The following is a 23,026-nucleotide window of genomic DNA, read 5'->3' on the forward strand; positions in this document are numbered from 1 at the left end:
CGCTCACCGGGCTCAGCCCCTTCTCCTGCTGCAGATGCTCCTTAAACCGCTCCATCCAAAAGGTGCGTGTAGATCTGAGTAGACTCCAGCTTGGTGTGGCCCAGGAAGCGGGCGATGCGCGTGAGCCCCATGCCGCGTTCCAGCAGATGGGTGGCAATGGCGTGCCGGAAGCTATGCAGGTTAACGCGCTTCTGTGAAAGCCCTAGGTTCCCGGCATCAGCCTGTAGGGATCGAAACCGCAGGGTGATCGTGCGGTCGTTCACCCGGGTGCCGCGAGCACTCAGGAGCAAGGCCCTTTTATCGCGCCTGCCCCGGTAGGGGCAAGTGTCCAGTATCTCAGGCCTTGCATCTTCCAGGTAACGTCGCACGTGCCGGATCACGCCTGCGCTCATAGGCACGTAGCGCTCTTTGTAGTTCTTTCCTTTGCGCACATACACCAGCCCCTTCTCCAGCAGCACGTCCCCTACGTCCAGGCCCAAGCCTTCTGAGCGCCGCAGCCCGCAGCCGTAGAAAAGCGCCAGGGCGGCGCGGTCGCGGATTCCGAGCATGTCATCAGCGCCAGCGTTAAAGAGCAGCTGCACCTCGTCCTGTGTCAGCACAGGCTGTATCTTGCGGTGCGGCTGCACGGAGCCTTTAGGCAATGGAAGCCCCCACTCCCCTGTCTCTCGCAGGTAGCGGTCCAGCAGCCGCACCGCCTGCCAGTGCTTGGCCACGTAAGCCATCGACAGCCTGCCCCCGTCACGCTGGTTGGCCCTTTCGGATAGATAAGAGAAAAAGGCCTTCACCTGATCCCGCTTGACCTGCCGGATCTTGTCGACTTGCTGGTTCTCCAGGAAATATAGAAACTCGCGCAGATGCAAGGGTGCGTATTTTAGGGTGCTATCAGAGTAGCCCAGCACCAGGAGCCAGTCAGTGAAGGATGCCTGGAGCTCCAGGAAGTTTGGGTTGTAGAGCGGCAGCTGTTTCATCGGCCGCCTGTTGTTGAATGTGCCATGATGTAAGCAATGGAAGTATGAGCCATGACTTAGGTGAGGCCGCAAAATAGCAACAACTTAGCAATCTAGAGTAACTTTCTGATCTGGGAAAAATGTGGTGATTTGAGAGAGAATATCGAAAACATCGCAGCAGGAAAACATAGAGTAGGTTTTCCAATAACACATGTTATGTAAAATATAGCTTTTGCTATAAAGATCAACTTTATTGCTTCCCTCGAAATGAATGACGATCTATTAAAAAACGTGGTGGCATATTAGGTGGCAAAATATCATATAAAAATTGTTTACATTAATTAAAATGTATAAACAAGTGCATATAGAGACAGAAAACACATATTTTGAAGCGTAAACGTGTATTAAAAACCTTAGTAAGTTCGGCCCAAGGTACGGTTAAAGTATAAACGCCCTGCAGCTTTTCAGTTGTAGGGCGTTTTTGGTTTACTGAGTTGGTAAATTGCTGTTCCAGATATCTTTCTGAAGTTTCAATTGGCCATCTTCCCTTTTCCAAATCACAATGTACTTACCACGATCTAGTATCTGCTCATTTTCGACTATGATGGTATACTTCCCTAATTCAATGCCTGTATTGCCCTGATACTCTGCCTCTACTGTTTCTAGTTTTACTTGCTTTACTCCCATGTCCATTATTGCCTGCCAGAAGTGCTGTATGCCCTTTCGCCCTCTTACTATATCGCTACCGGTTGGGAGTAACATACCATCTTCGGTATAGAGGTTGGCAACATTCTTGGCATCACCCTTTTTAAATGCTGTTACAAACTTATCGTTCATTGCCCTGATTTCAGCGCCAATGTCAATTGTAAGCGTTTCCATAAGTATAAATGAATTAAACACTAAGTATAAACCTTTGAACCAAAGCTAAAGCTGCTATAATGTTCGGGCATCAAACGGAGCCATTCATGGCTTATGCGCACGTATTGCAGGCAGATAGGGACACACCAACTATTACTTAGGAGTTAGTGACAGCAAGAATCGAATTTTCTAATTGAATTTAATGTAAAATTCATAATTTATAACTATACATATAAATTATATAAGCAAGCTACTTAAAAGTATATGCTAATAGTAGGATTTAACAAGTAAGTCGCTTCTGTCTTAAGCGTCTTTTCCCATCAGCAAAATCACCTTTCTAGGCTCAAAAATTAAAGCATGAACAGGATATAAAGTAAATTGGCCACAAGCAGATGCTTGCACGAATATTGGCCGGGATAGTACTTGATTAGTGCCTAACATCAGCAAAATAACCTTGCTTGCTTATCTATCAGAAAAAAGCGAAGTCAGCAGCCTTTATCTATGGAATGCTAACTATCCTTTAAGGCAAAATGATTCTTTAGTATAGGGGCAGCTATTTTATTTAGCTCAGAAAAGCTTATACTCCTAAATAAGTTTATATTACTATCTAAAAGATATTGTAGAAACTACATTAAAAACTTCTGTTCAGAGAACTCAGCAACATTATGAGCAGGTAAAAATTTCAGCAATGAATCCTGGAATTCCTCTAGTACTAATTCTTTACTAAGAGTGGTACGCTCATTATAATATTTTTTAAATGAAGAATAGCTAGTTGAAGAGTTAAGAAACTCTCTTTTAGAGTTTCTTAACTCTAATTCTGTTATCTGCTTGCTAATATCCTCTAGCCGCTTCAGAACATATTCTTGTGACCCTATCTTCTTGACGTCTAGTGTCGGTTTATACTGTACAAAGCTTTTTAGAAATGTAGAATAATCCGGTTTTAGGGAGGCATTGTATGTTGCCTTAATTTTATCTGTCAGCTTTGCCTTAAAATTATTTATAGAAGCATAGCGTAAGTTATGTGGATATGCCAAATGTTCAATTACGCTTGTATCAAAACTGTAATCTGTCAATTCGTCCTTTATAATAATTGTAGCCTTATCGAAAGCTAATCGAAGACCTAGCTCAAACATAACGTTAGCATTTTTTGAACTAACATCACATATAACTATTGGATTGTTATAGATATTTGAAACTATCTTATTGTGAATAAGGCTTATTTCATCAGCGTCACTTACTATTTTTGGAATGAAGCCAGCAGCGCTAATCGACTCATCTAAAATTGATTTAACTTCAATCCAATGTTCTTTAGTATAAGTATTATCACTCTCAGAAATTGGCATAATTATGCCACAAACTTCATTTTCTTCTGTTTGCTTTGTGTACTGTTTGTTTCCTTTGTGTGGTTGTTCGCCATTGACATGTTCAGTAGTTGCTCTGTTATCGGTTGATAATCAAATATAATTATATATAATAGCATCTACATTTATTTAAGATTGAATAAATATATCCACTATACTTAAATCCTCCCCTTTTGCGCAAGCGTCCGCCTATACCTCGCAGTAGTAAAACAACCCGCCTGCCCCGCATTACAGAAAGCAAACTTCTTCGCCTGTAGCCCCGGCAGTAGCGGAACAAGCGGACACTTGCGCTATTTTATATTGCTATGTTGTATTCCTTCAGGTTATATCTTCTAGCCCCGAACATAAAGTCCTGCAACAAAGTATGGGAAGGCTAAAACCCTACACTAGGCAAGAGCAGGAAGTATAAATTCGGGGACTAGGATAGGTTGTACTTTGTAAGCTTTTCGGAGGTGTACTGGATAGACGTGTTTATCCGGGACGAATACAATCAGGTGCTCAACTAAGAACTTAAGATTTGTATTCGTCCATTCTTCATCTTTTAATTTGTGACTAGGCAAGCGAGTAAACGCCTGTTTGATATTTTATTGATGCTCGTCAAGAAAAACCGCTAAAGACACAAAAGAGTCCAAATTACTTCAGATGCTTTTCCAGAAACCCAATCACTTTCGTTCGTACTGCATCCACATCGAACATATCACCATAGTGCGGGGCGTTCGGCACAATAATCAGTTCATTCTCAACTCCTGTAACCGTCAGCCAGGCGCTCAGCAGTTTTGACTGCCTATACGGGACCATGTCATCTTTTTCACCATGTATGATCAAAAAAGGTGGATCATTTTTATCGACATAGGTGACAGGGCTTGCTATTTTGGCTAAATCCGGCCGGACTATGGGCGGTGCTCCCAATAAAATAGCTTCGGATGACTTGGGGTCCTCACTATTATTCAAAGAAGTTAATTCTGACGGCCCATAAAAATCTACAACGGCTTTAAAAGAGAACTTTTGGGACGAGTTGGGCATAAAGAAAGCCGCTACATTGTTGTTGTTTGACAGCCCCTGCAGAGAAGCCAGATGACCTCCTGCTGAGAAACCCATCAAAGCGAACCGTTTTTTATCAAGTCCATATTTCTCCGCATTATCATATAGGTAAGAAACCGCCTTGTTGCAATCCTGAATTTGCGCAGGAAAACTTGCCTGCGACGCAAAGCGGTAATCTATCGAAGCTATGGCAAAACCGCTTTTAATGATTGCAGCTACCGTATTTTTCATATAGTTGATGTCAGCGTATTTATCGTTGACTAGCCAACCACCGCCATGAATAAAAACTACCAGCGGAACATTCTTTTTAGCATTCGGGGGCAGGTAAATATCTAACAGGTGCTTTTCTAGGGTATCGCTGTTGCAAGGGATATTAGCACGCAGAACAGTTCCTTCCGGGAAAAGAGCGATAACCCGATTAAACGATTGGCCAAAAGCAAACTTTGAGGCTTGCAAAGCTAACAAGAGAAAAAGCAGGCGAATTTTTATCATTTTATGGAAGTATAGGATATAACGAAGCTAAATATTTTTGATGATTTTACGGGCTTATAATATAAGTAGAAAACATCGTTGGAGAAAGCCTTTATCATTGCCGCAAATAGCGGGTTATTTAAAATATATACTTTAGCAGTTCTAATTCCATATGCCTGCCCGACTGCTTAAGATCTTGTGTAATCAGATTCATTCACCTTTTCCATCCAGGTCACTACTTGGCCATTCACTTCTTCATGTATGGCAATATGGCTCATGGCCTTTTCCGGACTGGCGCCATGCCAGTGTTTTTCATCCGGAGCAAACCAAACCACATCTCCGGGGTTTACTTCCTCTACCGGTCCGCCTTCACGCTGTACCCAACTCAAGCCCGACGTAATGATCAGCGTTTGTCCGGCAGGATGGGTGTGCCAGGCTGTTCGGGCACCCGGTTCAAAAGTTACCAGTGCTCCTGCTGCCTTTGTGGTTTCCTTTTTTGAAAATAAAGGGTCTATTCTCACCGCCCCCGTAAACCAGTCTTCCGGTCCTTTAACAGATGCCTGTGCACCATTTCTAATAATTTCCATAGTATACACCTTTAAATATATCTTTTGCTTTTTACGCTATTCCAAAGTGAATCACCATATTTCCAGATCCAACTGCCTGGGGAAGGCTAGCAGGCTCGTTTATCCTGCAACACAGCAAGCGAATTACTAAACCCGGCAGTAGCAGCACAAGCGTCCGTTTGCGCTAGAATAGCATACAAGTTTAAAACCAACAGGGGCCACTGCTAAGCAGTGGCCCCTGTTGGTTTTAAAGGCAAGTGTTTACACCTATACCTTTTATTATGATAGCTATTAAAGTTTTACCAGGCGGGGTAACTCCGCTTCAAAAAGGCTGGCAAACTCCTGTGCTGTCAGGATGTGGCCTTGCTTCTGCGCATTGTTTGCTACAGTGTAGCCCCACTCTGCCGCAGCCATACGCTGTGTTGGGGTGCCATGGTGGCCTGCACTTGTAAAGCCGCAATCACCGATGTTTACGAACACCTGCAAGAAGCGCTGTACTCTTTTCCACTGCATAGAAGCGCCGCGGGCATGAGAGAGATAGTAGGCAGAGAAAGCATCTGCCATCAGCTCAGTTCTGCGGGTAGCTTCCGGGCCACGGGTAGTTCCGAACAGGTTTAGCTGGTACTGAATGTGGTGGCCAAATTCGTGGGCCAGTATGGCCTGTGGCGCGATGTCGCCATAGCCGATAGCACCAAACGCTTCCATGATGCCGTCTCCCATGATGATTTTATCCGGGATAACGCCATACGGACCGAAGTCGAAGCCGCGCTGCGCAAAGGCATTGAACGTGAAGATAGGATGGTTGCCATCTCTGTACTGTGGCACCTGTTCGGTCAGCATAGTGACGATATCCGCCAGGCTCGCAGCCTGCGCAGGAGATAGGCCATATGCCGCTACATAGGTACGGATTACTTTGTCACGGTTAAGCATCATACTTCCGTGCATGGCAGCAAGCACAATGTCGTCTGACTGAATGTTCCAGAAGCGCTGCAGGTCCTTGAAAGTTTTAGTCACCTGATGCGTATACTCACCATTTACACCATAATACTGGTTCTGAGAGCTATTCTCAAATACCAACGCATCGTAGGTTGGCAGATTCAGCATATCAAAATCCAGCACGTAACCAATGATTTCAGCATTCCAGTCGGCCAGCTGCTTGTCCAGCCATACGTTCATGGGGGTGTTATCGTCACAAGGTGTTGGCTCAACGGCAAGCGCACTTTGGACCAGTGCACGGTACTGCGGGTCTGTTTCGAGTAACAGGGCAGACCGTTCTGTCAGCTTTTCTTTCAGGCCTTCAGGAAAAGCAGCACGTGAGGCCTTGATCTTGCTGCTTAAGCTGGTGGAGAGTTGCGACGACTGCGTTGCTGCAAGTGGTGTAGCTGCCTTCTCAACTTCAGTATCGCAGCTTGTTAGCGATAGCATTGCAACAGCAACGAGTGCCGTAAAGAGTTTGAGTCTTTTCATAAATGATTTTAAGTTGTTAAGAGTGAGAAAAAATAAAAAATGAACAGTATATATTATAATATTACAATATAAACATATTAGAGAAAGATGACTTAAGAGAACAGCAGTGCCCCTTATACGCTTAATGTACAATATAATATGAAAATACCCTAACTATTTTCCACCTCTCTGAGTTCCAGCTTTCATCTAATTGTGGCTTTTTTTAAAATAAAGGGTTTGTAGCGGCCTTTAAAGCACTTAAAAACAAAGCCACTTTATACTTCAAATAGTATGATTGAGCCCCGGTAGCCGATATGGCAGGTTATACTTATACTTGTGATACTTACTGCTAACCACGCCAAAGCAGCCTGACCAGCAACGCTCCCGGACAAGGCACCTCCAAGTATAAAAGCAAAGGGACCAGCTTTGTGGCCGGTCCCTTTGCTTTTATACTTGGATAATGCATGATAGCTGCTTATTTTTTCAGCTCACTGATTTCAGTCTGAGGCGCTAAAACCTGGTGTACCTTTTCTGTAACCAACTGCTTCGGCAGTCTGAAGGAGGCGGTTTGCTGGAGCTGTTGGGAGGAGTTTCCGGCTTTTACCACGTACTCGCCAGCATCGGCCACCCACGACTCAGTGGCCGTATCAAACGAGGTCAGGTCTTCCGGCAAGATCGTGAACGTGAACGTCTGCGCTTCACCGGGTTTCAGGAGCTTTGTCTTAGCGAAGTGCTTCAGCTCCAGTTCAGGCTTGTCCAGCTGGCCCTTGGGTGCTGTCAGGTATACCTGCACCACCTCTTTACCCGCCACTTTTCCCGTGTTCTTCACTGTAAGCGTTGCCGTCAGTTTGCCGTCAAAATCAGGGGCGCTTAGCTTCAGATCGCTGAAGGAGAAATTGGTATACGACAAGCCATAGCCAAAAGGATAGGCCGGCTTCACGTTAAAAGTATTGTAATAGCGGTAACCCACGTAGATGCCCTCGTCATAGGTTACTTCGCCCGGCGTCAGCTTCATCCCAAAAGAGCCCTGCGTAGTTTTCTCCGGAAACTCCTTGCCGGGAAAGCTTTTGGCAGACGGCACATCAGTGTACGCCACCGGAAACGTGGTAGCCAGCTTACCGGACGGGTTTACTTTGCCGCTCAGCACATCGGCAATGGCATTGCCAGCTTCCAGGCCGGGTTGCCAGGCCAGCAGAATAGCATCGGGCTGGTTTCTCCAACTCATCACCTCCATCACGCCGCCAATGTTCAGCACGACAGCAACTTTTTTATGCTTCACATGAAAAGCATCCGACACCCTTTTGATCAGGTCCCGCTCTTTTTCAGTTAAGGTGAAGTCGTTTTCTACTTTGCGGTCGCTGCCTTCCCCGGAATTTCTGCCAATGGTAATGATGGCTGCCTCCGCGTTATCAGCCTGCTTGGCAAGTATCGCATCGTCTACAACCCGTTCGGCAATGGGTTCGGGGTTGTCAAAAAAGCCTCTCGGCTTCGGCCGCTTTGCTTTGGCTTCCTCAATGTAGGTTGTATAAGCAGTTTTAAAGGCCTCATCTATGGTATAGCCGGCATTCTTCAGGCCCTGCTCCAGCGATATGGTATAGGCTTCGTTCACATCGCCACTGCCGGTTCCGCCTGAAATAATATCATAAGAAGTATTTCCAAAAAGGGCGATCTTTTTAACATTCCGGAAGGGCAGCGTTTCGCCCTCGTTCTTCAGGAGCACCATGCCTTCGGCGGCAGCCATCCGCGACAAGGCGGCATGCTTTTTCAGGTCCGGCTTATTGGTGAACGCATACCCTTTAAAAGCTGGCGACTGCACCACCACCTGCAGGATTTTGGTGATGTTCATATCGAGCACTTTCTCATCCAGCTCACCGCTTTTTACGGCTGCAATGATCTTGGCTGTCTGTTCAGCCGTGCCGGGCATCAGCAGGTCATTGCCCGCCTTCATCTGGGCAACCGGATCTTTGCCGCCAAACCAGTCCGTCATCACAAACCCTTTAAAGCCCCACTCCTTCCGTAGCAGCGTTGTGAGCAGGTCGTATGACTCCGATGTATACGTGCCGTTGATGAAGTTATAGGAGCTCATCACCGTCCATGGCTGCGACTTTTTGACGGCTATTTCAAAGCCTTTCAAGTAAATCTCGCGCAGGGCACGCTCGCTTGCGATGGTGTTGAGGGTGTTGCGGTTGGTTTCCTGGTTGTTGGCAGCAAAGTGCTTGATGGAAGTACCTACGCCGTTCGCCTCGATGCCGTTCACGATAGCCGCCGCCATGTTACCCGCAATCACCGGATCTTCGGAGAAGTACTCAAAGTTTCGGCCGCCCAGCGGGTTGCGGTGGATATTCAGCGCCGGGGCCAGCACGATATCGATGCCATACTCCAGCACTTCGTTGCCAAAGGCTTTGCCTACCTGCTGCACCAGCACCGTATCCCACGACGAGGCCAGTAAAGTACCTACAGGCCAGGCCGTGGCATAATATGTTTTGGTCGTATCGTTCCCCCGCACTGGCAGTATCCGCACACCTGCCGGGCCATCAGCCAGCACCATGGATGGGATGCCCAGGCGCGGCACAGCGAATGTTGTTCCGGCAGCACCGGGCACTTTGTCTTTTGTTTCGCCGATTACTGGCCCTTGAGGCGTTACGCCGGGCATGCTAAACCCGTTTCCTACCACCAGTTTCGCCTTTTCTTCCAGTGTCAGGGCGGCAACTACATCCTGGATCGGGGCTTTGCCTAACTGAGGAGCCGTCTTTTTTTGCCCCTGTGCGAAGCTAAATAATGGCAGCAACAGCAGGACTGCTAACGTTGTGTATTTCATGCAGTTTTCGTTTGGTATCTTTCAAATTTCAGGACATCCGGTGTACCGACGGCAGTATCACCTTTCCGGTGGCAGGCGGGAGCTGTAAAGCACCTTATACGTAACACTTTTCTGTACGATCAGGCGCTTACGGGCAGTCCGCAACTGAGCTCCGGAACCGTTTTAGCTGCTTAAACTTAGGGCATCCGTACCAGCGTTCCTTCTACTTGCCGGCCCATAAAATCAGCCGTTAACAGCAGCTGGTCTCCGGCGATACTTCCTTTATAAGGCACCGTATTTCCGTTAAATACCAGGTTAAAGGAGAACGTGTTGCCGGCGATCACGCCATTCGTAACAGGTAGCTGCCCCATCGGCGTCTGTACCGTACCAGTTAACGTTGTGCTGTCGGCTACCAGGTCCAGGGTTAACTCCCGCTCTCCCATTTTGCCCTGCCAGCGGCCGGTCAGGCTGTTGGTGGTGGCAGGTTGTGCAGCGTCAGTGGTAGTTGCTGGTACATCTGCCGGCTTCTGTACTGTAGGCTGTTGGCCGGGTGTAGTTCCTGTAGCAGGTGCTCTGTTCGGAGCCGCACCTGGCCTTGCGCCTTGTGGGGCAGCTCCCGGCATAGCGCCACTGCTTTGCGGCATACCTGCACCTGTATTAGCAGCTGCACCCGTTGCGCCGCTTTCGCTGCCGCCCTTCAGGTCATCGTTGTTCACAGATTTCGTTCTTCGGCGCGGCGCATCCGACGTCAGCTTGCCGATGCGGTAGCTGAAGTTTATTTTGAAGTTCAGGTTGTGCATGATGTTGGTGCTTGCCTGGCTGAAATTGGCTGCGTTAAGCTCGCTCCGCATCTTTATTGTCGGTGTCAGAAAGTTCTCGGCACCAAAGCCAATGCTGCCCCGCTTCTCGTTGAAGTCTTTTTTCAGGTTCAGGCTATAGATGCCAAAACCACCCCGGTAGCCTTGTAGCTGCACCTGGCGACCCCGGTAGAAACCGAAGCCCTGGATGCCCCAGCCTTTCCCTAAGTTATAGTTGCCCATGGCGCGGATATTATACACAAAACCACTGTTGCTGGCCGATTGGGTCGGGTCGTCTACGTTGTTGTTCAGCACCGCATAGTATACATCAGTACCGCCGTTCAGCGTCAGTTTGTTGCTCAGGTTGATGCTGCCGAACACGCTGCCACCGTACGCCTGCTCCTGCCCAATGTTAAAGTAGGAAGTTTCCAGCACGCCATCTTCCGCCTGCTCCCGCACGGCCTGTATGGAGTTGTTGGTCGTACGCACGAATGTCGAAAAGTTCAGGGATGTGGTTTTGAAATAGGTGCTGTACGACAGTTCATAGTTGTTGGTATATTCCGGGTCCAGTTCGGGGTTGCCGACCGTTCGCTGCACCGGGTTTGGGTTCTGCACGTTCGGGTTCAGGTACTCCAGCGATGGCCGTTGGATGCGGCGGTTATACGCCAGCTTTACGGTGTTGCCATCTTTCAGCCTTTTAGACAGGTTTATACTTGGTACCAGCACGCCATACGACGGAATACTTACCGCATTGTCGCTATTCTCAAAATCAGCATTGATGGTCGTATACTCGTAGCGGGCACCGGCTTTCATACTATAATTATTTGCCGTGGTAAGGGTATAAGACAGGTAGCCGGCCGAGATGTTCTGGTTATAGTTAAAGACGTTGCTCAGGTTGGTATTCGCCTCTTTAACAAAGGGCCCGCTGCCATCGGCCGTAAAGGTTTCGTAGTCGCTGGTTACCTGGCGCATGATCTGTTTGGCGCCTACTTCTACCATTTGGTTCTTCCCGATCGGGTTGGCATAGTCCAGCTGAATGGTAGACTCTTGGTTGAAGCTCTCGTTAATGTTCTTCAGCCTGCTGTCTATACTTGTCTCTTCGGTGTTGAAGATCTCGTTGAGGAAGTTGTTGGTGCGGTTATTTCGGCTATACTGCGTCAGGATGCTGAATTCCTGCTGTGGCTTGAACGTATGCGTATAGTTGAGGTTCACGTCCACGGTGCCGGAGTTGTCCTTTGACTGTACATCGCGCAGGGTGCTGCTGATCAAAGCGTTGTTCTGAAAGCGTTGTGTAAGCAGCGGGTCCTGGTAGTTTTGGAAGTTACGCATGCCATACTGCACCGACGCATTCATATAGTTCTTCTCGTTGATGTCATAGTCCCAGCCAAACGTATAGCGGCCGAACATCATGTTGTTGTGCGTGTCTGCCGACTGCCGAACCACGTTCTGCTCCCCGTCGGTATTGGTGGTCTGCACGTTTTCAAAACTGCCGGGCGTGTTGTAGCCGGCACGGCCAAAGCCGCCCAGCGAGAAGCCCATTTTACCTACGCGGTAGCTGCCGTTCAGGCCCAGGTTGGTGCCGCGCAGGCCAATGCCCGTGTCGATACTCAGCGTGCCGCCTTGCAGTGTATTCTTTTTCGTGACGATGTTGATGATACCGGCCGAGCCCTCCGCATCATACTTGGCAGATGGGCTGGTAATCACCTCCACCGACTTGATCATATCGGCCGGAATTTGCTTCAGCGCATCAGACACGCTACCGGCCGTGATGGTAGAGGGGCGGTTGTTGATCAGTACTTTGATGTTCTGGCTGCCGCGCATCGATACGTTACCGTCCAGGTCTACTGAGAGCATCGGTACTTTGCGCAGCACATCAGCCGCATCCCCGCCTTTATTCGATTCATCGTTCTCGGCATTGTACACGGTGCGGTCCACTTTCTCCTCGATCATGGCGCGCTGGCCTTCGATCTTTACTTCCTGCAGCGCCTGCGCCGTTCCGTTTATCGTTATCTTTCCTAAATCGATAGAAGACTGCTTGTCTGTTACCGCAATGTCGATCGTTTTTGTCTCGTAGCCGATAAAGGAAACGGCCACTCTATAGGTACCTTCAGCCACTTTCTCCAGGGAGAACTTTCCCTTTTCGTCGGCCATGGTGCCATCTATCGGTTTGCTGGTAGTGGGGTTTACCAACGCGATGGTGGCGTATGGAACCGGCTGTTGTGTGGCTGCGTCCACCACAGTGCCTGCAATGCGGCCACTTGCATTCGGAACAGCAGCGCCTATACTTTGTGTGGAGGCTAACAAGCCCCCTCCACCTGCTGGTGTCTGAGCTGCCGCTGCCTGAAAGCAGCCGGCTAATACAATTAAGGTTAAGATTCTATTCATGACATCAATTTTTGCTTCAATACTCAACAAAGCAACTTTATCGCCGCCATATATAAAAACACAATAGATTGGCTCCTGCCAAACACCGACGAATGGTACCTGGCAGCCGATGGTTTCTTTTGACGCATACCTCTGCCAGCTGGCAGTAAAGCCATAGATGAAATTGCGGTGAACAGTCGGTAAATCCAGCTAAATGGCAGATCAAAAGGGCATTCATAGCAGAAGATCGTTATGTTTGTTTTATTTCATGTTACATTCACCCTTACCATGGCGAACACCTTCATAAACAGGCACGGATATTTCCTGATTCAGCTGCTGGTTCTGCTGGGGCTGCTCCTGCTGCTGTGCCAGCCCCTGGCCTGGGACATACAGTTGCCCCGCCAGTTCTGGGTAAAACAAGGCATTGTTTTCCTTTTATGGATCGGCGTGTTTTACCTGAATACACAGCTGCTTGTGCCCCGGCTTTTGTTCGAAAATAAGCTGGGCGCCTATATCGCCGCTGTATTTGGTGGGGTAATGGCGGTGTTGCTGGCCAGCAGCCTTGTTGATTACTGGCTGAACCTGCCTGTGCTGATGCACCGGGCCTTTAACCCCGGAGAGACATCCAAAGGACATGATGATTGGCCCTACATAAACCCTGTGATGGTGTTGGCCACGCTGTTTGTGGTGGGCATCAGTACCAGCATAACAACAGTAAAGAAGTGGCAGAAAGACACCGAGATCCGGCAGCTTCTGGAACAGCAAAAGACGATCTCAGAACTGTCGCTCCTAAAGGCCCAGATCAACCCGCATTTCTTCTTTAACACGCTCCACAGCATCTACGCCCTGACCATGCTCAACGTGGATACGGCGCGGGAAGCCCTCCATACCTTGTCGCGGATGATGCGGTACGTGCTGTATGAAACGCAGTCGGGCACAACCCTGCTCAGCAAAGAAGTTGAGTTTCTGCAGGACTACATCAACCTAATGAAGTTGCGGCTGACAGAGAAAGTGAACGTTACGTTCGACAAGCCGGACCAGTTACGGGACGTGCCTGTGGCACCCATGCTTTTTCTGCCGTATGTGGAGAACGCGTTTAAACATGGGGTGAGTGCCCTGCTGCCCAGCAGCATTTACATTGCTCTGTGTCAGCAGAACCACACGCTGCACCTGGAGGTGCGCAACACCGTGCTGCCGGAGAAAAGAGTGGTGCTGGAGGAAAGCAGCGGCATTGGGCTGGCAAACACCCGCAGGCGGTTGGACCTGCTGTACCCCGGAGCCTATACTTTGCAGGTAACAGACAACACGCCCGAAAACGAATACCGCGTGCACTTAACCCTGAACGTATGATAACGCTGAACTGCATCGCCGTAGACGATGAACCCCTTGCCCTGGGAATGATCGCCTCCTTTATCGAACAGACACCTTTCCTGCGGCTATCAGGCCGTTATGCCAGCGCCGTAGAAGCCTTGCAGGGGCTGCACCAGCAACCCATCGACCTGGTTTTCCTGGACATTCAGATGCCGGACCTGAGTGGAATAGAACTGGCACGCGTGCTCGATAAAGGAGAGTATGGGATAGGTCCCCGGATCATCTTTACCACAGCTTTCAGCCAGTATGCGCTGGAGGGGTATAAAGTAGATGCGCTCGATTACCTGGTGAAGCCTTTTAACTATGCAGATTTTTTAAAGGCTGCTACCAAGGCCCAGGCTTATGCGGAGTTGATGCAGAAACCGGCACCTGCTGCGCTGCCTGCTCCGGCGGCTGAACCCGAGGAGGAGTTTTTGTTTTTGAAAGTGGAATACCAGTTGGTGCGGATTTCCTTCAGCGATATCTCGTATATAGAAGGCCTGAAGGATTATGTGAAGGTGCACCTGACGGGCAATTCGAAACCCATCCTGTCGCTGACCAGCCTGAAAGCACTGGAAGAGAAGCTGCCGGCCAAACGATTTATGCGCATCCACCGCTCTTTTATAGTGGCCCTGGATAAAATCGCTGCCGTTTCGAAGAACAAGGTACAGATCGGTGATACCTACATTGCCGTGAGCGACCAATACAAAGAGCCCTTCAACCAATTCCTGAACCGCTGGGTATAGGCGTAGGCGCACGCTGACGCGCCGGTTAGTTGCAGCACATCGCTGCTTCCGCCCCCGTATCAATAAAAATATTTATCTTAGCTCTTGCTTTATCCCCCACTTCTATAGTTAAAACAGGAAGTGTAAAAGCTGTGATCAACAAACCTGAAACGGACATCAACTCTATGAAACTGGGCTTTTTCACACTCCTCCTTTCCTTCATGCTTACGCTAAGTATGGCGCAAACGCATCCCGGCTATCTTGCCAGCTACACGCCCTCACCTGAAAACCTGGCCCAGCGGGAGAAGCTGCAGGACATGAAGTTCGGGCTATTTATTCATTGGGGCATTTACAGCATTCTGGGCGATGGCGAATGGGTGATGCATGAAGAAAAAATCCCATATGATAATTACAAAAAGCTGGCGACCTTCTTCAACCCACAGGAGTTTAACGCCAAAGAATGGGTGCAACTGGCCAAAAACGCCGGCATGAAGTATATCACCATCACCTCCCGACACCATGATGGCTTTAGTATGTTCAGGACCAAAGCCTCTCCCTACAACATCGTAGATGCCACTCCCTTTCACCGCGATCCGATCAAGGAACTGGCAGAAGAATGTGCCAATGAGGGCATTGGCCTGAACCTGTACTACTCCCTGCTGGACTGGGGAAGACCGGATTATGGCTTTGGCAAACCCATTGTGAACGGCGCGCCGGCAGATACTGACTGGAACAGTTACATCACCTTTATGAAAACCCAACTCACCGAACTGATCACCAATTATCCCAACATCCGGGGCATCTGGTTCGATGGTAACTGGGAAAGACCGGACGTGAACTGGCATTATGATGAACTCTATACGTTGATCCATCAGCTAAATCCCAAGATTCTGGTAGGCAACAACCATCACCTGGCACCCATACCAGGCGAAGACTTCCAGATGTTTGAGCGCGACCTTCCCGGGCAAAACAAATCAGGCTTCAGCGCCACCTCTAAAATCGGCAACCTGCCTTTGGAGACCTGCGAGACGATAAACAACAGTTGGGGCTTTAACATCAAGGACAACAACTATAAGAGCGTGAAGCAGATCATCCATTACCTGGTAAATGCAGCCGGCAAAAACGCTAACTTCCTTTTAAATGTTGGCCCAATGCCAAACGGCAAAATTCAGGAGGAGTTTGCCGATACCTTAGCACAGGTAGGGCAGTGGATGCAAAAGAACGGTAGCAGCATTTATGGTACCAGAGGCAACCTGATGACTCCACAGGATTGGGGCGTGCTGACGATGAAGGATAAAACGATCTTCGCGCATGTATTACAGAAACCGGCGCAGTCTGAGATCCTGATTCCGGGTATGCACGAGAAAATAGCCAAAGTTGCCCTGCTAAATAAAGGAGCCAAGCTGGCTTACAAACAACGCACAGACGGACTAGTGGTTTACCTGAAAGACACGGTATATGATCCTTATGACACGATTATTCAGATCAGCACCCGCTAAAGGGCCTGCCGCTTGCTCTACTTTGTAATTGCTATAGCACGGCATTTAGGGCTGTTGCAATTCATTTTGTCCTTCTTTTGTCCTGTTGCTTGCAACCAAAATATAATTTTATAGTATATTCAGCATTATACTTTTCGGTTCTTTTATACTTCTATCCTATTAATTAGGGCATTAAAACCTATCTGGCATTACTTTGCCCGGTATGGCAATGCATGCAGCCGGCTTTATACCTAGTAAGGCAGCTTAGCTGGCTGGCACTAAGCAAACGACCTCCCCTGGGGCTTCTCCGTAAGCTCTTTTTTCTGTGCGGGCTTTTCGGATCGACACACTAAGTTTATCGCTGTTTTATGTTGTTTTATACCAGGTATATACTTGTAGGGTTAGCAGGTGCCTTATCACTTTTATACTGCCCCCCTACACAGGGGCAGACCATCAATTATGACGAAAGCAAAGTTGGAACCTATACCTTGCCGGACCCGCTGCTCCTGCCCGACGGGCAAAGCATAACGACAAGCCTGCAATGGACGGAACAGGGGCGGCCACGCACCTTGAAACTGTTTAAAGACAACGTTTACGGGCAGTATCCGGGAAAACCAGCTGGCATGCATTTCAGGGTGAACAGCGTAGATCGTTCTGCACTAAACGGCCTGGCGACACGCAAGCAGGTTACCATCTTTTTCTCGGCTGCTGCAGATGCCCCAAGTATGGAGGTTCTCCTCTACTTGCCTAACAATGTAGCAGGACCGGTACCGGCCTTTGCCGGGCTTAACTTCTACGGCAACCAGTGCGTCAGCACCGATCCAGGTATTACGATCACGTCGCGGTGGGTGATGAATAACAGCACGTATGGCATTACAGATCATAAAGCAACAGAGAGCTCGAGAGGCATACAGGCCAGCCGCTGGCCTGTGGAGGAACTGCTAAAACAAGGATTTGCTCTAGTTACAGCGTACTACGGCGATCTGGAGCCGGACTATAGCGACGGCTGGAAAACGGGCGTCCGCACCACGCTACAAAGCAGTCTGGGCATTACCAGCAGCAACTGGGCGGCAATTGGGACCTGGGCCTGGGGACTGAGCCGGATGATGGATTACATCGAAACAGAACCAGCTATAAATGCGGCACAGGTAGCTGTTACGGGCCACTCGCGCTTGGGCAAAGCTGCCCTTTGGGCCGGCGCCAACGACACCCGCTTTGCACTGGTGGTTTCCAACGAATCGGGCGAAGGGGGTGCGGCATTAGCGCGGCGTAATTTTGGCGAAACCATAACCGCTATCAACCAAAAGTTCCCGCACTGGTTCAGCCCGGCTTATAAAACATATAACAACCAGCCTCAAAACCTTCTTGTAGACCAGCATCAATTATTAAGTTTGATCGCTCCCCGCCCGCTATATGTCTGTAGCGCCGCAGAAGACCTGTGGTCAGACCCGAAGGGGGAGTTTCTGAGTGCATGGAATGCAACGCCCGTTTACAAGCTGTTTAACCTTACCGGTGTAGGTACCAGCCAGATGCCAGCGGTTGAGCAACCGATAGGCGAAAGCGTCCGCTACCACATCCGGAGCGGCAAGCATGACATTACCCTATACGACTGGCAGCAACACATTGCTTTTGCGCAGAAGCAATTTAAGCTATACAGCCTTCAGGTAGCTACCAATGGCAGCGGTACTGCCAGCCAGAGCCCGCAGCAGGTAAACTATGCCAGTGGCTCCAGCGTAACGCTCACGGCCACTCCCACTGCCGGCTATACCTTCAGCGGTTGGAGCGGCAGCGTAATAAGTAGTACTAACCCGCTAACGATCACCATAAAAAGCAATATTACGTTAACGGCTACTTTTGTAAGCCTCACAGAGCAGCAGGTAACCGGCTTCAATCTGATAAATGCCAATACGAATACGGTTATCAAGCCCCTGCGCGAAGGCGATGTGCTGAATCTAGCTACCCTGCCTACCACCAAGCTGAACATACAAGCAGCTACGAATCCGGCAAAAGTAGGGAGTGTCAGGTTTGCGCTGAGTGGCACCAAGGCCAGAACTGTTATCGAAAATGGTGCTCCTTACGCGCTTTTTGGCGATAACAACGGCGATTACTATGCCTGGGTGCCTGCAGTAGGCAGTTATACCTTAACGGGTACCCCCTACACGGCAGCCAGTGCCACAGGCACGGCAGGTACGCCGCTAACGGTGCACTTTAAAGTAGTAAACAGCACTGCGGCCGTGCAGGCAACTATCAGTAGCAGGGCGATGGCTGACCAGCGCGTCAATTGCTACCCAAACCCATTCAAAGAACAGTTTACACTCCTGTTGCCCGCTAGCGTTACAGGTTTCTGTTCAGTAGCCCTGTACGATATCTTCGGCCGTACAGTCTTATGGCTGCCGGCGGTGGCTCCGAACCAGGTGCTTAGCCTGGGCAAAACACTTTGTGCCGGAGTGTACGTGTTACAAGTGCAAGAAGGCGATAAGATCACACGCTATAAGCTGGTAAAGCAATAAAGCAGGCCGGTAAACAAGTATAAAGTAGCAAACCATTGCCGTTCCAGCCATTACAATAAGTAGTTAAGGCTCAACTATTACTGCCCTGCTACCTGCCCCGACAAATCATACCGGGCTGTTTATGCGTAACTCCTATACTTGTTGGTAGTATACTAGCGTATAATGCGCATCCCATGAAAAGAAATTTTTACCCCTTTATAAAAACATTGTCCGCAACAGGGCTTTTGCAGCTTGCTTTTTGCCTGGTCTGTTTGCAGGCGCAGGCTGCTCCTTTAAAGGCGCCTACGACTGGCAAAGTTTGGGGCGAAACGGCTGATCAAAGCCTGGCAAGCTTGCGGCAGACGGCTGAAGATGTTCCGTATCTTGTCGTGGAGAACCTGGACGGATTTCCGGCGCCGGATCACCTGGCCTTCTCTAAGGTGCAGGAGCCCTGGCACCGCGATGGCACAGCCTACAACCGTAACCATGATGAAGTAAAGCTCCGGATCAGCAACAAGGGCACAGGCACCCTTACGATCACGAACCTGTCTTTGTCTGATGCCGGCACCTGGAAGATTCAGTTGAACGGGAAAGACTTCGCGGCTGCCGCTGCGCTGCCACTTACCCTGAAAGCCGGGGGTAACGTGGTGCTGACGCTGGTCTTTACGGCAAAAGACCAGGCAGACCGTGTGAAGGTACTCCATAACACCCTGACCATTACCACCAACGACAAACAGAATCCCGAAAAGAAAGTATACCTGCACGGCGTATGGCAGAAGCAGGGAGAAGATGTGCGGGAGCCCTGGGCGCAGGAGATCATCCAGGCGTTCGGCTTTAAGACCCGGACCGGTTACAACCATGATGACGGTTCTGTAGATGGAGAAACGATTGTTCCAAATTCGGATGAGGTGCTCTCGTCTTATTTTGTGCGGGCGGATGAGAGCCTGCCGGTAGAAGTTACGCAAATGAGCGCGTACCATAACTGCTGCACCGAAACCGAAACGTTCCGGTGGTACGATAAAGGGTCTTCTAGCTATACTACCTTATTTACCCACAACGGCCTGGATGCGCAGTCGCTGCTTCCCCGGATAAAAGGCTCCAATACAGCCCTTGCGCAGGGGCACTTCAAACCTTCCAAAGCGTTCGGTTTCCGGGTAGGCAGCGCCTACTCCGACAGGAATAAGAACGATCAGAATAAGATTGGCATGCGCATCTGGAAGGCCATAGATGCGGATGGCAACATTATTCCTAATGCATACATCGTGGGCACCGATTACCTTGGCACGCAATATACTAACTACGACTACCAGGACAATGTATACTTTGTCAGCAACGTGCGGCCCGAGGAGGGCACAGCGCATTTTTCTGAACTTACAGCGGCTCCGTCGGCCCTAAGCTTTAAAGAGGTACAGGCAAAGAACAGCAGCAGGTTAACGGTTAGCCTGACGAACCAGGGCAAAACTTACGCCGGGGGCGAGAGCGATCCGGCCATCCAGATCAGAAGTATAGAAGTGACCGGCCCCAACCAGCAGGAGTTTGCCGCTGCGGCACCAGCTGCGGCCACGCTGGCCGTACAGGCTACGACCAGCATCCCTGTTACGTTCACACCTAAAAGCAGGGGCCTGAAGAATGCGGTTCTACTGGTGCACTACAACACCTCCGACACTCCCCTGCGCATACCCTTGTACGGCATTGGCCGGGATGCAGACTCGACAGTGGTAGCGGTAAAACGCATCAAAGGTGCGGCTGATGTGGCTGTCACCATTAACGGCAAAGTATGGGAGGCCGATAAATCGTATCGGAAAGGCTCTATCAAGCTGGACAAACAAATGGTAACCACACCCATTGCTGCCACCGATGACGATGTGCTGTATCAAACATACTTATCAGCGGCGACCGACCTGGCGGAAACGCGCTACGAGATTCCGGTAGCAAAAGGCACCTACCGCGTGCGCATGCATTTTGTAGAAAACTACTGGCATGCAGTGGCAGAACGGATATTCAGCGTTGTTATAGAAGATCAGCTGCAACTCGCCAACTTCGACATCTACAAAGAAGCAGGGTACAGAACAGCGCTGGTCAAAGATTTCGAAGTAAAGGTGACGGATGGCACGATGAATATCAGGTTCACTCCTACTGCTAACCGCGTGGCCCTGGCAGGCCTGGAGCTGTTCCAGGACAGTGCCAGTGCAAGCGTTACCGGCATTTCGCCGGAGTTGGAGAACGGAGGACGTCTGGTGCAGGGTTATCCAAATCCGGGGCACGGAAACGAGGTTCATCTGATAATCGAGCATTTTAACGGCCACGAGACCGTAAGCATCCAGTTATATGATGTGGTCGGGCGGCTGGCCTATACGACACAGGTAGTTACGGATGAAGACGGCACCGCCCGGACAACTTTAAAAGGAACACTGCCTCCAAAAGGGCTTTACATCTTACGCGCCACTGCTCCATCTGGAGAAGCAAAGGGCAGGTTGCTCCTGCGGTAACGTTTAATAGTACTGAAGCGACCTTACCGCTACAGAAGAAGCATTCCCAGCACTTCCCCAATCCTGAAACGCTGGGTTGGGGAAGTACCTTAGCTGTGTATACCAAGTATAAATTCAAAGTGAGGTTCTGAGTTGTCGAGCGTTTTTAGTGGGTATGACAGTACCTGGCTAATACGTAAAGCTTTTCAAGACGGTGCCTTTGTATTGTTCTAGTCTATGCTTCTTTGCTACTTACTTCCTCATACTTGTAAGCAATGGCAGTTGGCTTTACAAAGCGACCATAATGGTTGGCGTACGCCCGGGTGACCTCTGCCCCCAGCAGCAGGATAACGGAGGAGTAGAATACCCATAACAGCACTACTACAAAAGATCCGGCCGTCGCATAAATACCTACGATCTTCACACTGCTCAACAAATAATTAATCAGCTGCTTGCCTATCAAAAAAAGGATGGAAGTGATGATCCCACCGGCTAGGGCATCTTTCCAGTGCACCTTGGCATCGGGCAGCACCTTGTGCACCGACGTAAAAAAAATCAGCACCACCAGCAGGTAAAACAGGGTATTGATGGTACGGATAGCGGGTGTAAAGAATTCCTCGAACAAATTAAGCAGTTGCTCCCGGTACATGGCTATGGCAGTATTCAGCAGCAAACTAAGTATAAGCAACAGCCCCAGGCCACCTACCATAGCCAGTGCTGAGAGCCGGCGGCGCAGCAGCTTCTTAAAGCCGATGCCTGGTTTCACTTTGATGTGCCACACCGCATTGAGTGCTTTCTGCATGATAAAGAAGCTGATCGAGGCACTTTGGATCACCACTATAACGCTGATCAGCACCCCCCAGAAACCTGAAGGCACCTGCATCAGGTTCTCCAGCAGCGTACTTACCTGCGCCCCAGCCCTGGCGCTGATCAGGTTACCTACTTCGCTGATAATCTGGCCTCTTACTTGTTGCCTGGCAAAGAAGGCTGAACCGATCTGAGTGAGTACAATTAAGATGGCAGGCAAAGAGAAGATTGTAAAGAACGCAATAGCTGCGCTATACACAATCGGTTCGCCATTTCGGAAGTTTGCTGCAGCAGCCTTGATGATGTGCCAGCTGTTGCTGAAAAAGTGTTTGATGTGCTTCATTTAGTAGCAGAATCGCAACCGCTGTCCGGCTGCCTGTCTTGCTTGCTAAACGGACAGCTACGGGCTAAGTTACCTGCTTGCAGGTTCTAACGCAAACACGCCAAGACCTCCAGAACTACCGCTACAAAGTTCTTCAAGCTATGGCCAAAAAGCCGCAGGCCTTGCTTATACCTTACCGGCTTTCTACAGGGCGATTTGCGCTACTCTAAGTATACCAATTGCTGCAAATAAGCAGGCAATTTCCACTCACCAGTTATAGTTGGCCTTTCATCAAGCTATACAACAAGCTAACCATTTATCAGTGCATATCAGTCGTTCTGTATAGTAATAAATCACTAATGAAGTAAATTATTTTAAGCTTTTCTCGTAAAAGTTTAGAACAAAACAACCGCCTGCATACGCTGGCACCGGTACGCTGATACCCAATAAGCGATAGAACAGTGAAGTCGATTTCTTCTTTAACTGATTAACCCAAGCGCTTAATGATGTAAGCTATACTTTCTTATTCTACCAGTAAATACTGGGGCTCCCATAACCCGGAGAACAGCTATGGTTCGCTGGTCTCTCTATACCGTGTCTCTATAACACAGCTTTTCTGTTTGCCCTTCTTATAAGGGATGAGTGTACCTCATTACCTTCTATTCATGCCTGATTGCCCGGCCTACCTAAATTTATGTAGTGAAGGGCGCCCCTACCTGTAGTACTGCCAACACAATTT

The 23,026-nt window shown here is 49.2% G+C and carries 14 protein-coding genes; 5 read left to right on the plus strand and 9 right to left on the minus strand.

Annotated features, from left to right (window positions below; all coding sequences use genetic code 11):
• Nucleotides 1-41: 41 nt before the first annotated feature.
• The 8 genes from ABDW72_RS08230 to ABDW72_RS08265 form a co-directional block, all read right to left on the minus strand.
• A complete protein-coding gene (locus ABDW72_RS08230) occupies nucleotides 42-968 on the minus strand; it encodes a tyrosine-type recombinase/integrase (protein ID WP_347158062.1) in 927 nt (308 codons plus the stop codon).
• A gap of 465 nt (nucleotides 969-1,433) precedes the next feature.
• Nucleotides 1,434-1,826: a YybH family protein gene (locus ABDW72_RS08235; RefSeq protein WP_347158063.1), complete on the minus strand. Its 393-nt coding sequence runs from the start codon at nucleotides 1,824-1,826 to the stop codon at nucleotides 1,434-1,436.
• A gap of 605 nt (nucleotides 1,827-2,431) precedes the next feature.
• Complete coding sequence (locus ABDW72_RS08240) at nucleotides 2,432-3,148, minus strand: hypothetical protein (RefSeq protein WP_347158064.1); 717 nt, start codon at nucleotides 3,146-3,148, stop codon at nucleotides 2,432-2,434.
• Between the two features lie 651 nt (nucleotides 3,149-3,799).
• A complete protein-coding gene (locus ABDW72_RS08245) occupies nucleotides 3,800-4,699 on the minus strand; it encodes an alpha/beta hydrolase fold domain-containing protein (protein ID WP_347158065.1) in 900 nt (299 codons plus the stop codon).
• Between the two features lie 167 nt (nucleotides 4,700-4,866).
• On the minus strand, nucleotides 4,867-5,265 hold the full coding sequence (locus ABDW72_RS08250) for a (R)-mandelonitrile lyase (RefSeq protein ID WP_347158066.1): 399 nt from the start codon (nucleotides 5,263-5,265) through the stop codon (nucleotides 4,867-4,869).
• Between the two features lie 270 nt (nucleotides 5,266-5,535).
• Nucleotides 5,536-6,711: a hypothetical protein gene (locus ABDW72_RS08255; protein ID WP_347158067.1), complete on the minus strand. Its 1,176-nt coding sequence runs from the start codon at nucleotides 6,709-6,711 to the stop codon at nucleotides 5,536-5,538.
• Nucleotides 6,712-7,165: 454 nt separating this feature from the next.
• Complete coding sequence (locus ABDW72_RS08260) at nucleotides 7,166-9,508, minus strand: glycoside hydrolase family 3 C-terminal domain-containing protein (RefSeq protein WP_347158068.1); 2,343 nt, start codon at nucleotides 9,506-9,508, stop codon at nucleotides 7,166-7,168.
• 176 nt (nucleotides 9,509-9,684) lie between these two features.
• Nucleotides 9,685-12,669, minus strand: a complete 2,985-nt coding sequence (locus ABDW72_RS08265) for a TonB-dependent receptor (RefSeq protein ID WP_347158069.1) — start codon at nucleotides 12,667-12,669, stop codon at nucleotides 9,685-9,687.
• A gap of 267 nt (nucleotides 12,670-12,936) precedes the next feature.
• On the opposite strand from ABDW72_RS08265, the gene ABDW72_RS08270 reads away from it, so the two are divergent.
• From ABDW72_RS08270 to ABDW72_RS08290, 5 genes are all read left to right on the plus strand, one after another.
• Nucleotides 12,937-13,998: a sensor histidine kinase gene (locus ABDW72_RS08270; protein ID WP_347158070.1), complete on the plus strand. Its 1,062-nt coding sequence runs from the start codon at nucleotides 12,937-12,939 to the stop codon at nucleotides 13,996-13,998.
• Complete coding sequence (locus ABDW72_RS08275; RefSeq protein WP_347158369.1) at nucleotides 13,998-14,744, plus strand: LytR/AlgR family response regulator transcription factor; 747 nt, start codon at nucleotides 13,998-14,000, stop codon at nucleotides 14,742-14,744. The genes ABDW72_RS08270 and ABDW72_RS08275 overlap by 1 nt, the downstream gene beginning before the upstream one ends.
• Before the next feature lie 131 nt (nucleotides 14,745-14,875).
• Nucleotides 14,876-16,222, plus strand: a complete 1,347-nt coding sequence (locus ABDW72_RS08280) for an alpha-L-fucosidase (RefSeq protein WP_347158071.1) — start codon at nucleotides 14,876-14,878, stop codon at nucleotides 16,220-16,222.
• Between the two features lie 347 nt (nucleotides 16,223-16,569).
• Nucleotides 16,570-18,711: a glucuronyl esterase domain-containing protein gene (locus ABDW72_RS08285; protein ID WP_347158072.1), complete on the plus strand. Its 2,142-nt coding sequence runs from the start codon at nucleotides 16,570-16,572 to the stop codon at nucleotides 18,709-18,711.
• Nucleotides 18,712-18,884: 173 nt separating this feature from the next.
• A complete protein-coding gene (locus ABDW72_RS08290) occupies nucleotides 18,885-21,179 on the plus strand; it encodes a malectin domain-containing carbohydrate-binding protein (RefSeq protein WP_347158073.1) in 2,295 nt (764 codons plus the stop codon).
• A gap of 214 nt (nucleotides 21,180-21,393) precedes the next feature.
• On the opposite strand, the gene ABDW72_RS08295 is transcribed toward ABDW72_RS08290, so the two are convergent.
• Nucleotides 21,394-22,308, minus strand: coding sequence for a YihY/virulence factor BrkB family protein (locus tag ABDW72_RS08295; protein WP_347158074.1), 915 nt, complete (start codon nucleotides 22,306-22,308; stop codon nucleotides 21,394-21,396).
• Between the last annotated feature and the right edge of the window lie 718 nt (nucleotides 22,309-23,026).

It is taken from the genome of Pontibacter chitinilyticus (assembly GCF_039748935.1).
GTDB lineage: Bacteria > Bacteroidota > Bacteroidia > Cytophagales > Hymenobacteraceae > Pontibacter > Pontibacter chitinilyticus.